14 protein-coding genes are annotated in these 12997 nt (G+C 55.8%); 2 read left to right on the top strand and 12 right to left on the bottom strand.

The window, feature by feature from the left end; translation table 11 throughout:
* Positions 1–2 precede the first annotated feature (2 nt).
* Genes ycfP through hinT form a run of 6 tightly spaced genes read right to left on the bottom strand, consistent with a single transcriptional unit; the run spans position 3 to position 3809 of the window.
* Positions 3–545, bottom strand: a complete 543-nt coding sequence (ycfP, locus tag NIM72_RS19270) for an alpha/beta hydrolase YcfP (protein WP_222924188.1) — start codon at positions 543–545, stop codon at positions 3–5.
* Positions 546–585: 40 nt separating this feature from the next.
* On the bottom strand, positions 586–1626 hold the full coding sequence (gene nagZ / locus NIM72_RS19265) for a beta-N-acetylhexosaminidase (protein ID WP_253421599.1): 1041 nt from the start codon (positions 1624–1626) through the stop codon (positions 586–588).
* 39 nt (positions 1627–1665) lie between these two features.
* Positions 1666–2478 carry a thiamine kinase gene (thiK, locus tag NIM72_RS19260; RefSeq protein WP_253421596.1) on the bottom strand — a complete coding sequence of 271 codons (813 nt, stop codon included), beginning with the start codon at positions 2476–2478 and terminating at the stop codon, positions 1666–1668.
* Positions 2465–3058 (bottom strand): penicillin-binding protein activator LpoB, encoded by a 594-nt coding sequence (lpoB, locus tag NIM72_RS19255; RefSeq protein ID WP_161733749.1) that lies wholly within the window; start codon positions 3056–3058, stop codon positions 2465–2467. Before lpoB ends, thiK begins: the two co-directional genes overlap by 14 nt.
* 11 nt (positions 3059–3069) lie before the next feature.
* Entirely contained in the window at positions 3070–3438 is a 369-nt protein-coding gene (locus NIM72_RS19250) for a YcfL family protein (protein ID WP_033732268.1), read from the bottom strand.
* A gap of 20 nt (positions 3439–3458) precedes the next feature.
* Entirely contained in the window at positions 3459–3809 is a 351-nt protein-coding gene (gene hinT / locus NIM72_RS19245) for a purine nucleoside phosphoramidase (protein ID WP_013357465.1), read from the bottom strand.
* 364 nt (positions 3810–4173) lie between these two features.
* Between hinT and NIM72_RS19240 the strand changes: the two genes are divergently transcribed.
* Positions 4174–5772: an MFS transporter gene (locus NIM72_RS19240; protein WP_161733753.1), complete on the top strand. Its 1599-nt coding sequence runs from the start codon at positions 4174–4176 to the stop codon at positions 5770–5772.
* A 3-nt stretch (positions 5773–5775) separates the two neighbouring features.
* Positions 5776–6915 (top strand): glycoside hydrolase family 105 protein, encoded by a 1140-nt coding sequence (locus NIM72_RS19235; protein ID WP_253421593.1) that lies wholly within the window; start codon positions 5776–5778, stop codon positions 6913–6915.
* Positions 6916–6968: 53 nt separating this feature from the next.
* Here the strand turns inward: NIM72_RS19235 and ptsG are convergent, their stop codons facing one another.
* The 6 genes from ptsG to pabC all read right to left on the bottom strand — a co-directional run bounded on the left by ptsG (position 6969) and on the right by pabC (position 12947).
* Entirely contained in the window at positions 6969–8405 is a 1437-nt protein-coding gene (gene ptsG, locus NIM72_RS19230) for a PTS glucose transporter subunit IIBC (RefSeq protein WP_161733757.1), read from the bottom strand.
* A gap of 289 nt (positions 8406–8694) precedes the next feature.
* The gene (locus tag NIM72_RS19225) at positions 8695–9486 is read right to left on the bottom strand and encodes a metal-dependent hydrolase (protein WP_161733759.1); all 792 of its coding nucleotides are present in this window, start codon (positions 9484–9486) and stop codon (positions 8695–8697) included.
* An 18-nt stretch (positions 9487–9504) separates the two neighbouring features.
* The gene (gene holB, locus NIM72_RS19220; protein ID WP_253421590.1) at positions 9505–10494 is read right to left on the bottom strand and encodes a DNA polymerase III subunit delta'; all 990 of its coding nucleotides are present in this window, start codon (positions 10492–10494) and stop codon (positions 9505–9507) included.
* Positions 10494–11126, bottom strand: coding sequence for a dTMP kinase (tmk, locus tag NIM72_RS19215; RefSeq protein WP_161733763.1), 633 nt, complete (start codon positions 11124–11126; stop codon positions 10494–10496). The genes holB and tmk overlap by 1 nt, the downstream gene beginning before the upstream one ends.
* Positions 11116–12135 carry a cell division protein YceG gene (gene yceG, locus NIM72_RS19210; RefSeq protein ID WP_222924191.1) on the bottom strand — a complete coding sequence of 340 codons (1020 nt, stop codon included), beginning with the start codon at positions 12133–12135 and terminating at the stop codon, positions 11116–11118. The genes tmk and yceG overlap by 11 nt, the downstream gene beginning before the upstream one ends.
* Positions 12132–12947, bottom strand: coding sequence for an aminodeoxychorismate lyase (pabC, locus tag NIM72_RS19205; RefSeq protein ID WP_161733768.1), 816 nt, complete (start codon positions 12945–12947; stop codon positions 12132–12134). The genes yceG and pabC overlap by 4 nt, the downstream gene beginning before the upstream one ends.
* Between the last annotated feature and the right edge of the window lie 50 nt (positions 12948–12997).

The raw sequence follows: 12997 nt of genomic DNA, 5'->3' as shown, positions 1-12997 counted from the left end.
GCTTAACCTGATGTTTTGAAAGCTTTTATCCGCTGAAGATGTGGGGATATATTTTTGAACTTATGCCCCTCAGTCTCGTCCCAGACGATTTCATAGAAGGGATGCAGCTGGTCGGCGGTGCGCTGGCTGTCCAGTGCCTCATCCTGACGGGAGAGAAAAGTCAGACAGCGGTCACGATTGCGTTCGCGAAAATCGCTGACGCATTTCGTGGCGATGTCCTGGTACTCTTCTGGCCGGTCGATCTTCCCCTCCATATTCTCCTGCGGAAAGAGGTTGGGATTGAAGATCGCCTGCCGGATACCGCACAGAAAACCGATGCGCTCTGACCAGAAACCGCCCAGCCCGACGCCACAAATCAGCGGGCGGTCGTCGTCGGACAGCGTCAGCATTTTATCGGTCTCTTTCAGCAGAAATTGCATGTCATGTTTAGGATGACGGGTGCTGTAACTGATCAACCTGACGTCTGGATCGATAAATTGCAGTTGCAGCACCTTTTCGTGATTGCCCGGACTACTGGAATCAAAACCGTGCAGATAGATGATCATGATAATCCTCAGGTTAGTGATAGCGCCGGGCAGTCACTGCCTACCACGACGCTTTGTGAGCCAGCCAGCGTTCCTGAAGTGCACTCAGTTGCTGGGCATTATTTTTCCAGCGATGTGTAGCCTGCAGTTCATCGCGGGTAAACCTGCCCTGATGATACAGCTGCGTAATCCGCTCTGACCCGACCAGGATCAGGTTATCCAGCACACTGATAGCACCCTGCCGCTGATTGCAGACCAGAATCATGTCACAACCGGCAGAAAGGGATTGCTGCGCGCGCTCAGGATAGCTGCCCATTACAGCGGCGCCCTCCATTGAGAGATCGTCGGAGAAAATCACGCCGTCGAAACCCAACTGCTCGCGCAGCACAGTTTTAAGCCAGTAGGGCGAACCACTGGCGGGCAGCGGATCAACGTCGGTGTAGATGACATGTGCAGGCATAATCGCATCCAGTGCCTGCTCGGTAATCAGCCTGCTGAAAATCGCCATGTCGTGCTCACGCAGCGTTTTTTCATCGCGTGGATCGCGTGGCGTCTCTTTATGCGAATCAGCGCTGACCGCGCCATGTCCCGGGAAATGTTTGCCGGTCGTCTTCATGCCCGCCTCGTGCATCCCCGCAATAAAGCGGCGGGCAACGGCCAGAGCAATCGCCGGATCGGCATGGAAAGAACGATCGCCAATCGCGGCGCTGATATGACCAATATCGAGTACCGGCGCGAAGCTGATGTCGATATCCATGGCAATCATCTCGGCCGCCATCTGCCAGCCCGCCTGCTGCGCCATTTCGCCAGCGGTTTCTGCATCGTGAAGTGCCGCAAAGGATTGCATGGCAGGCAGTTGGGTAAAGCCGTCACGGAAACGCTGCACGCGACCGCCCTCCTGATCCACCGCCACCACCAGCCGGGTGTGAGAGGCGGCGCGGATCTGTCGCACCAGCTCTGCCAGCTGAGCCGGGTCGTGATAATTTCGGGCAAATAAAATTAAGCCGCCCACCAGCGGATGCTGCAGGATGTCGCGTTCTTCGCCATCCAGTTCATAACCCTCGACGTCGAGCATCAGAGGGCCGGGTAAATCTGATCTCATAACCTGAATCCTGTAGCGAAACGCACCTGCGTAACGCGATTAAATCTGTTCCCAGCTCTGTCGGGCCAGCTGGTGTAATGTTTCGTCGTCACCCTGACCGGCACGCAGCTGATACCAGCTGGCCATCAGCAGACGCAGCCAGGGTTGCCAGCGTCTGACCTGCTGCACCAGCGCGGGAAGAGGCAGTTGCATCGCTGCGGCGTACTCTGCCAGCCAGTCAGCATGGTGCTGCGGATCGCTGGCACAGACAGCCGCCAGCTCCAGCGCCACGTCGCCATCGGCGGCATATTCCCAGTCGATCAGACGCAGACCTTCGGGACCTTGTATGACATTGCCGGCATGCAGATCCATGTGCAGCGGAGCCAGCCTCAGCGGCTGGGGTTCACCCTGCTGCGTCAGACGCCTGAGCGCCCGCAACCAGCGGTGATGCCGCTGTGGCGTGAGCTGCCAGTAGCGCCATAACAGCGGCAACAACTGCAGACGATAGCCGGTCAGCGGCTGCTGATGTAGCTGCCGCAGGAGTGCCACGATCTGTGGACGCTGCTGGCTGAAGCAGTGTTCATCCAGCGCTTCGCCTGCGCACCAGGTCAGGATAATCCCCTGACGATGCCCTGCCACGGGCTGCGGTGCCAGTCCGCTGTCTTGCAATTTGCTTAACAGACGGAATTCGCGCTGCCGATCCACAAACGGAATAGTCGGTTGCGGTGCCGCCCGCGCGATAAAGGTTCCGCGCGGGCTGACAATCTTCTGGCTGTGCCCGGTCAGACCGGCCAGCGGGATAGTGGATACCTTATCTGGCTCGCCGGTAACCTGCTGAATTACCCGCTGAAAGGCGGAATTAATTCTGTGCAATGCCGTTGCCGGACCAGATGATCTCGCCTGTCTGAACCAGCATCAGCTGCATCTGCAGCGTCGGCGCTTTGACATCGCCTCGCGCGTTGCTGTAAAGCACATACTGAGCATTAACGTTACGCGCCAGGCCAATCGCTTTACTGCGCGAGTTCAGGCTGTCATCCGGCGATAATCCCAGCGTCTGCTTAGCCTGCGCCAGTTGATCGGCAGAAACCAGCGTGAATTTGCCGTTGTTGTTCAGCGCATTCTGGATAGCCGCTGTCGCTTTTTCGCTTTGCAGCGCGCCATTGGTACTGTTTTTGATGCGGTCTACCAGCAACACGCTGCCCGGCTCGGCGCTGGCGGCCTGTAACATCTGCGCCACCAGCGGCTGAACGCTGGCATCCCAGTTGATAGTGACCAGTTTCGGTGGTTGCGGCACTGGCTGTGGTTGCGGCACCGGTTCAGGTTGTGGAACGGGCTGCACCGGCTCCACAGGTTGAGTCGGTTCAACCGGTGCAGGCTGCTGCTGTTTCACCACACAGCCGGTCAGAATGAGCGCCATCAGGAGCGCTCCGGTACGATTAACACTGCGTATCACGTAGAAAATCCTTAAAGATAGAGATAAAGACGAACCTTGCTGGCAGTCAGGTTACCCAGTTGCGAGGTGGCGACAATGCTGCCCTGCGCCGGAACGGTAACGGTCTGCGCCGGTTCCTGCGGGGTGATTTCCAGCCCTTTGTCGTCATACCAGTAGTAACGATAGTGCACAACAACCGGTGTTTCGCGCTGATTATAGAGCACGCTGGTGGCACGCTTCAGTCCATCGTTCTCATCCAGCGTCGGTTCATCGGTAATGATCCCTGCCGACAACACAGAGGACTCCATCACCAGCGACTGTGACGTATTGATCATCGGTTTTTCACTGCTGCAGGCCGTCAGGCAGAGCAGGATCGGCAGGCCAGTCAGCCAGGATCGCATAGCATTTTTCCGTTATCAGGTCAGTCAGAGAGCATCGGGCCTAGCGGTTCGCCGCCCAGCAGATGCATATGGATGTGATAGACCTCCTGACCACCATGTTGATTGCAGTTCACAATCAGCCGATAACCATTTTGATCGATACCTTCCTGACGCGCGATTTTCGCCGCGGTAGTAAACATACGTCCCAGCGCATGCTCATGCGCCGCTTCCGCCTCGTTGACCGTTGGGATCAGCACATTCGGCACGATTAAAATATGGGTCGGGGCTTTGGGCGAAATGTCGCGAAAGGCAGTGACCAGCTCATCCTGATAAACCACATCAGCGGGGATTTCGCGGCGGATAATTTTACTAAAAATGGTTTCTTCTGCCATGGTGCAATTCCTTTAGCTTTAGCCTGAGTCTTAATCAATCAGTATGCGGGAGAAATTTGTTTTCTTTCAACCTCAGGACCACTTTTCTTGCATTGTTCGCCTGCCTTTGCAGCAGCACCCTCTCTCCGTGACCCGCACCCTGTTCAGAATGCCGGCAACGCCCCTGCTACACCATAAAATGAAACGCTGTTTTATAAATTAGAATTTCGCCACCCTTTTCTTTGTATGACTGCCACTTCAGCGCCAGCACTTGCCAAATTGCGAAGGTTTAGCCGCCCCGTCAGTTCTACTTTGCTAACCAGTCCGGGTGAGATGACCGGCGTCACCAGGGATAAACCGCCATAAACATCAAGGAGCATCAGACATGCGCTCACGTAAAATTGGTCTTGGCCACTATCTGGCCTACGGTTCCGGAGATTTTCTTGGAGCAGGTACCACGGCGCTGACCGCCGCCTGGTTGCTCTATTTTTACACCACCTTTTGTGGGTTAACCCCGATTCAGGCTACGCTGATCTTTGCCGCTGCCCGCGTGCTGGATGCGATAGTCAGTCCGCTGATGGGCTTTCTGACCGATAACTTCGGTTCGACCTGGCTGGGCAAACGCTTTGGCCGCCGCAAATTCTTTATCCTGCTCGGCATACCCTGTGTATTCAGTTATAGCCTGATGTGGGTCAGCGACATGAGTTTCTGGTGGTATCTCTGCACTTACCTGCTGTTTGATATCGTCTACACCATGATCCTGGTGCCGTATGAAACGCTGGTGCCGGAAATGACCGACGATTTCAAACAGAAAACCCGCTTCTCCGGTGCCCGCATCGGCCTGGCTCAGCTATCGGCCATTCTGGCCGCCTTTTTACCCGGTATTTTGCTGGGTATGCTGGGCAAAGATAATCCTCTCTCCTTCTTCTACGCCAGCCTGGTGTTCTCGGTAATCTGCGCGCTGGTGCTGACGCTGGTGTGGTGCTTTACCTGGGAGCGTCACCCGGATGATTTCTCTGCCGAGTCGCGGCGTGCTGAACAGGAAAAACAGCAGCTGACGCTGATGCAGAATCTTAAACGGCTGTACGTTGAGCTGGCCTCAACTTTACGTATCCGCATCTTCCGCCAGCACCTTGGCATGTACCTCGGCGGCTACATCGCCCAGGATGTTTTTAATGCCGTCTTTACCTGGTATGTGGTCTTTGTGCTGATGCAGAGTGCCCAGGTTGCCTCCAGTCTGATGGGCACCATGGCAGTGCTGCAGTTTATTGCCGTGATGGCGATGATCCCGCTCTGTATCCGCATGGGGCCTGCACCTGCCTACCGTCTGGTGGCTATCCTGTTTGGCCTGGCGTCGCTCTCCTATGCCGGATTGTGGTATGCCGGCATGAACGACAACATGTCCCTGCTGTTAGCGATCTCTGCCCTGGCAGGCCTGGGACGTGGCGGCATTAATTATGTGCCATGGAACACTTATACCTATATCGCAGATGTCGATGAGGCCATCACCGGTCAGCGCCGTGAAGGCATTTTTGCCGGCATTATGACCCTGACACGTAAAGCGTCGCAGGCTGGTGCCGTCATGCTGGTCGGTATCGTGCTGCAGCTCTCTGGTTTTGTCTCTGGCCAGGCGACCCAGCTACCCGGCGTCAGCCACACTATCCTGGCGATCCTGAGTATCGGTACAGTGGCCGTTCTGGCCTGCGGCTTTATTGTGTCGCTGCGCTTTAAACTTAATCTGCAGACCCATACTGTCCTGCGCCAGGAGACGCTGAAAATGCGCGAAGCGGACCGCATCGTGCCGGAAAGCATCACCCCGGAAGCACGTGGGGTAGTTGAAACGCTGGCAGGCATGCCTTACGAAAATCTGTGGGGCAACAATAACATTGGCTTTCTTAACCGTAATAAGCCAGCGCCGGAAAAATTGTCCGCGCACCCCTCTTTACACCCTTCTATAAACCCGACCTTAAAACGACAGGAATAAACCATGACTGTATTTCCCGTTAAACACAGCAAATTATTGTGCCAACCTGAGCATCTGCTGCCACGCAGCGAACTGGTACAGCTGATTCAAAAGCTGACACAAAATCTGGTTAACATCACCGATGAGACAGGCGAATTTTTATTACGGCTGGACGATGGCCGGGTGATTGATACCAAAGGCTGGGCGGGTTGGGAATGGACACATGGCATCGGTCTGTATGGCATGTTGCACTACTATCAGCAAACCGGCGATCAGCAGACGCTGGCGATCATTGATGAGTGGTTCACTGAGCGTCTGGCGGAAGGAACGCCGACCAAAAATGTGAATACCGTTTGTCCTTTTCTGACGCTGGCTTACCGTTATGAAGAGACCGGTAACCCGGCCTGGGTGCCGGTGCTTGAGCGCTGGGCTGAGTGGGTCATGTATGAAATGCCGCGCACCGAACAGGGCGGCCTGCAGCACATCGTCTATAACAATGAAAACACACAGCAGCTCTGGGACGATACGCTGATGATGAGCGTAATGGCGCTGGCCAAAATCGGCCAGTTGCTGAAACGCGACGAGTGGGTGGAAGAAGCGAGCTATCAGTTCCTGCTGCACACCCAGTATCTGATGGATCGCGAAACCGGCTTATGGTTCCACGGCTGGAACTTCGATGGCCGCCATAACTTTGCTGATGCACGCTGGGCTCGTGGCAACAGCTGGGTAACGATTGTGATTCCTGACTTCCTGGAGATGATGAACTGGCCTGAGCATCACGCTACCCGCCGCTTCCTGCAGCAGGTGCTGGAGACACAGGTCAAAGCGTTAAAGGCCTGTCAGCACAGCAGCGGCTTGTGGCATACCCTGCTCGATGATCCAGACAGCTACCCGGAAGCCTCCGCCACGGCAGGATTTGCCTATGGCATTCTGAAAGGGGTTCGCAAGCGCTATCTCCCTGCTGAGTACCGTGAGGTAGCGGAAAAAGCGTTGCGCGGCGTGATTGCGAATATCGATGACGATGGCGAGCTGAAACAGGTTTCCTTTGGTACCGCGATGGGCAGTGATCTGGACTACTACCGCACGGTTCCTCTCACCTCGATGCCCTATGGTCAGGCAATGGCCCTGCTCTGCCTGACTGAGTATCTGCGCGTTTACCTGTAACACATGCCAAAAAAAAGCCCCGCTAAGCGGGGCTTTTTCATATCGCTGAATCATTACATGCTGCGGATGTAATCATCCATATCGGTTTTCAGGTTATCGGATTTAGTCCCGAAAATTGCCTGAACGCCGGAACCGGCAACCACTACGCCACGGGCGCCGAGGTTTTTAAGTTCAGTCTGATCCACTTTCGCCACATCGGCGACGCTGACGCGTAAACGAGTGATACAGGCATCCAGGTTAGTGATGTTCTCTTTACCACCAAACGCCGCCACCAGCTTGCCCGCCATCTCGGTACCGGTCGCGGTAGATTGCTCACTGCTGCTGCTCTCTTCACGGCCAGGCGTTTTCAGATCCAGCTTCGCGATCAGTACACGGAACACGGTGTAGTAAACCAGACCATAGATGATACCAACAATCGGGAACAGCCAGATTTTGCTGCTGTTGCCGCTCAGTACGATAAAGTCGATCAGACCGTGTGAGAAGCTGGTGCCATCACGCATCCCAAGCAGGATACAGATTGGGAATGCCAGACCCGCCAGCAGCGCATGGATCACATACAGGATCGGTGCCACGAACATGAATGAGAATTCAATCGGTTCGGTGATACCGGTCAGGAATGCGGTCAGTGCGGCGGAGATCATTATACCGCCCACTTTAGCGCGATTTTCAGGCTTCGCTGAATGCCAGATAGCAATCGCTGCCGCTGGCAGACCGTACATTTTGAACAGGAAGCCGCCAGAAAGTTTACCTGCGGTCGGGTCACCCGCCATATAGCGTGGGATATCACCGTGGAACACCTGACCTGCCGCATTGGTGTATTCACCAATCTGCATCTGGAAAGGAACGTTCCAGATGTGATGCAGACCAAACGGCACTAACGCACGTTCGATTACGCCATAAATACCAAAGGCGACAACCGGGTTCTGATAGGCAGCCCACTGTGAGAACTCCTGAATCGCAGAACCTATCGGTGGCCAGATAAAGGAGAGCAGCACGCCGAGAATGATAGCTGCCAGACCGGAAATAATCGGCACAAAGCGTTTACCTGCAAAGAAGCCCAGATATTCCGGCAGCTTAATGCGATAAAAGCGGTTAAACATGTAAGCGGCGATGGAGCCCGCGATAATGCCGCCCAGAACCCCGGTGTCGGCGAGGTGTTTAGCCTCAATCTCTGCCGCAGGCATATGCAGCACCAGCGGCGCAACCACCGCCAGGGTTTTCACCATGATGCCATAGGCAACCACTGCTGCCAGCGCCGAAACGCCATCGTTATTGGTAAAGCCCAGCGCCACACCGATAGCAAAAATCAGCGGCATGTTGGCGAACACCGATCCACCCGCTTCTGCCATTACATGCGAAACCACTGCAGGTAACCAGCTGAAATTGGCTGAACCGACCCCTAACAAAATACCGGCAATCGGCAGAACCGATACCGGCAGCATCAGCGATTTACCGACCTTTTGAAGGTTGGCAAAAGCATTTTTGAACATAGCGTGAAGCTCCTGAGTATGAGTGCATATTTGCGCAGTGCGCGTGGCAAAGAGGGAGGATTCTTTGCCGGGCTGGCGGTGACCGCCTTTTGATTTATTACGAAGGGTAAAATAAATCCCGTTTTGTTACTTTGATGGCTATCACGTTTCGACAATTACAGAGGCGCACTTTACGAAATTTCTCACTGAAGCGCATCGGTAATTGACGATAAAAAGCTGACCCTGTCTGAAAAAACAGGGTCATGCAGGCAGGTTACAGATTAATTACAGAGGCTGAAATAAAAGCCGATCACGCGCCAAGCTGGCTCATCGGGATATGGAACAGCGTTGAGAAGTTTTGCGTGGTAGCGGCGGCCAGCGTTTCCACATCGACCCCTTTCAGTACCGCCAGGTAATCGGCAACATCGCGTGTGTAAGCAGGCTGATTCTCTTTACCACGATACGGCACTGGCGCCAGATAAGGTGAATCCGTTTCGACCAGCATCCGGTCCAGCGGCACATAACGCGCCGCTTCGCGTAACTGTTCTGCATTACGGAACGTGACGATACCGGAAAAGGAGATATAAAAGCCCATATCGAGCAGCTTAGCTGCGGTGGGCTGATCCTCAGTGAAACAGTGCAGCACACCGCCACAGCGTTCCACCTGCTCTTCGCGCAGAATCGCCAGCGTATCTTCGCGCGCATCACGCGTGTGGACAATGATCGGTTTATTCAGTGCAATCCCGGTACGGATATGTTCCCGGAACGAGCGCTGCTGCTGATCTTTTGTCTCAGGCTGATAATGATAATCCAGCCCGGTTTCACCGAGCGCGACGACCCGAGGATCGGCAGAGAGCTGGCGAAACGCCTCAACGTCATAGGCCTCTTCCTGATTCAGCGGATGCACGCCGCAGGAGAGCGCAATATTTTTCCGATCGCCGACCAGGCTCTTCAGGGTATGGAAACCCGGCAGCGTGGTGGCGATGGCCAGCATAAATTTCACATCACGTGCCGCCGCTTTGGCGATCACATCATCCAGGTCACGATGGTTCTTTTCATAGTCCAGGCCATCAAGATGGCAATGGGAATCCACAATAAACATAATTACTCTCAGATAGGTTTAGCACACCTGCGCGGGCTTCTGTTTGTCCGCCCAGCTCAGAAGCTGATCGGTCAGCAATAATTCGCGATTCACTGACGCTATATGCAGTAACTGCTCGCGACAGCGCATCCATGCCAGGGTACTGCTGTTGAGCGCGCTGGCTGAAAAGTATCCGGCCAGCAACTGCACCACATCCTGACGGTCAATATTACTCAGCCACTGACCTGCATGTTGCTGCCATTTCATCGCATCCAGCAGTAAAGAGAGCAGCCAGCCGATACGTGCTGCCGCATCGTCAGCATTCAGCGCAGGCAGCAGTTGCAGGATGTCCTGCTGCAATGCCGCGGGCAGCGCATCGCAAAGCTTTTGCCGCGCCTGCCACGGCCCGTTTTCCAGCAGGCTGAGCGCCGCGCCCGGCGCACCTGCGCTGAGGCGTAGCGCCGCCAGCAGCATCTTTTCATCGTGCGAGGACTGCTTTTTCAGCCAGAGCAGACTTTGTCCTTCATCGGGCGGCGTCAGATGCAGCGTCATACAGCGACTGCGCAGCGTGGCCAGCAGACGTGACGGATCGCGACTGCTGAGGAAGAACCAACTGTTGGCTGGCGGCTCTTCCAGCGTTTTCAGCAGGGCGTTGGCCGCCGCTTCCGAAAGCTGCGCGGCATCCGGCAGCCAGACTACTTTCGCGCCGCCCTGCTGACCAAAGTGATACATTTTTTCTGTCACCTGCCGCACCGCGTCGATGCCCAGGGTACTTTTGCCCTTCTCCGCCTCTAACCGATACCAGTCAGGATGCGTGTTAGCCTGCATCAGCTGGCAACCGTGGCACGCTCCACAACTTTTCAGTCCATCCGGCTGCTGGCACATCAGCCAGCGGCTCATCCCCCAGACCAGCGCGTCATCGCCCATCCCAGCCATCGCCTGGATCAATAGCGCATGATGCGCGCGATTCTCCTGATGCTGGCCAATCACCTGGCGATAAGGCTGATTCAGCCACGGATACCAGTTCATCACATCTGCTCCGCCAGCCAGCTGTCCAGCGCCATCTGAAGTGACGCTGTCACCTCGGTCAGTGACTGAGTTGCATCGATAGTCAGGATAGTGGGATCGTCTGCGGCCAGCGCCAGATAGCGTGTACGGGTACGTTCAAAGAAGCGCAGCGACTCCTGCTCGATGCGATCCAGCTCACCGCGCGCACGGGCGCGCTGCAGGCCGATCTCAGGCGTGACATCAAGATAGAGCGTCAGATCGGGACGGAAATCGCCCAGGACTGCATCTCGCAGCGTCTGCATCAGTTCGCTGTCCAGACCACGGCCACCACCCTGATAAGCCTGAGAGGAGAGATCGTGACGATCGCCAATTACCCATGCACCGCGAGCCAGTGCCGGTTTGATTACGGTCTCCACCAGCTGAACCCGCGCCGCATAGAGCATCAGCAGTTCGGCTTTATCCGTCACCTGCTCACCCTCAATGCCCTGCTTGACTAACACCCTGAGCTGTTCTGCCAGCGGCGTACCGCCAGGCTCACGGGTAAAAACCAGATCACTAATGCCACGAGCGCGCAGCGTAGCGACAATGGCGTCGCGTGCGGTGGTTTTTCCGGCGCCTTCCAGGCCTTCGATGACGATAAACTTACTGTTCATTTTTTTCCTTTAGCGTCTGCCGGTAGACCTGCACCGCCTTATTATGGCTGGCGAGGTTGGTGGTAAACGTATGTCCGCCCTTGCCGTCTGCAACAAAGTAGAGATAGTTCGTTTTCTCGGGATGGGCCGCTGCCTGCAGTGAGGCTTTGCCCGGCATCGCGATCGGTCCCGGCGGCAGACCATTAATGATATAGGTATTGTACGCGCTCGCCGTCTCAAGATCTTTGCGGGTCAGCGTACCGTTATAGCTGTCACCCATGCCGTAGATCACCGTGGGATCGGTCTGTAAACGCATACCTGTGCGCAGGCGATTGATAAACACCGAGGCCACGCGCGCCCGCTCTTCGCTGACGCCGGTCTCTTTCTCAATGATCGAGGCCAGGGTCACCAGATCCTGTGGCGTTTTGTACGGCAGATTATCCGCCCGTCCCTGCCAGACCTCATCGATGGTTTTCTTCATCCGCTCATGCGCGCGTTGCAGCAGCGCCATATCGGTCGTGTTGGCGGTGTAGAGATACGTGTCCGGGAAGAAGTTGCCCTCCAGTTGCTCAGGCTCCACGTTGAGTGCGCTGGCAAGCGTGGCGAACTGATCATCTTTCAGAGTGTGACGGATATAGGGCGCTTTACGCAGCTCATTGAGCCACTCTTTCAGCCGCTGCCCCTCCACAAACCGTAAAGGGAACTGCGCCTCTTTACCACTGGCCAGCAGCTGTAACAGCGCGCGCACGGTCATGGCCGGTTCAAGGCGATAGGTGCCCGCTTTAAAGGTCGCCAGCTCCGGCTCCAGACGCAGCAGCGCGCCAAACCAGATACTGTGTGGAATGATGTTTTTCTCTTCCAGCTGTGCCTGGAGCGCGACCCGGCCCGTACCGGCTGGCAATGTGTAGATTGTTTCCTGCTTAATGGTCAACGGAGTAGCCGCAAACTGCTTAACCTGCCAGTAACTCAGCGCAGCCGCGAGACCCACAATCGCCAGCAGGCTGACGAGAATTTTTTTGCTTCGAATCATGATGCATCCATTATCTTTTTACAGCCTGCGTGCAACTGATTAAACAGCGAGCGCTCAGTAAACTGTACGGCTTCTATCTGTCGGACCGGCAGAACCGGCATCAGCGCGTTACATATCACCACTTCATCAGCGGCCAGCAGCTGTGCCGGTTCGCTTTTTATCACCTGACAAGCCTGACCTGCTGCTGCAAGTTGCGCCATCAGACTTCGCCGCATAATGCCATCCACGCCTGACGCGGAGATATCAGGCGTAAAAATTTGCCCGCCCTGCCGCCAGAATAAATTGGCCGCACAGCATTCCACCACCCAACCTTCAGTGTCAAGCACCAGCGCCTCGTCAGCGTCTGTCTGGTCAAGATGAGCCCGAATCATCACCTGTTCCAGCCGGTTAAGGTGCTTGATACCGGCAAACTGCGGGTTTCGCGCCAGACGAATCGGACTCAGCCGGAGTAAAGCTCCCCGCTGCCGTAAATCGGCGTAGTGTAGCGGCCAGGGCGCCAGCAAAACGACCCGGGTGGGTTCACCACAGCCGCGCCGGCTGTAACCCCGTCCGCCGCTGCCCGCGCTGATAATCACTTTCAGCACCGCCTGCGCCTGCTCATGCGCGGCCTGACTCATCTCAGCCTCAAGCTGATCCCAGTCGACGCCGCCAATCCATAACCGCTCGCAGCCCGCTTTGAGGCGCTGGATGTGGCTTTCCAGCAGCACGATTTTCCCCTCGCGCACAGCAGCGGTAGTAAAACAGCCATCCCCAAACTGCAGGCCGCGGTCGCTGGCGGCCAGCGTCGATTGTTTGAATCCGTTAATCCACATGGTTCTCTCCTGAGCGTGACCCGTGATTTCAGCGCATTCTGCAGGATAAA

It is taken from the genome of Pantoea sp. B550 (assembly GCF_024158165.1).
GTDB lineage: Bacteria > Pseudomonadota > Gammaproteobacteria > Enterobacterales > Enterobacteriaceae > Pantoea > Pantoea alfalfae.
Note: the sequence above shows the minus strand (reverse complement) of the source record. Positions and strands in the feature narration are given on the sequence as shown.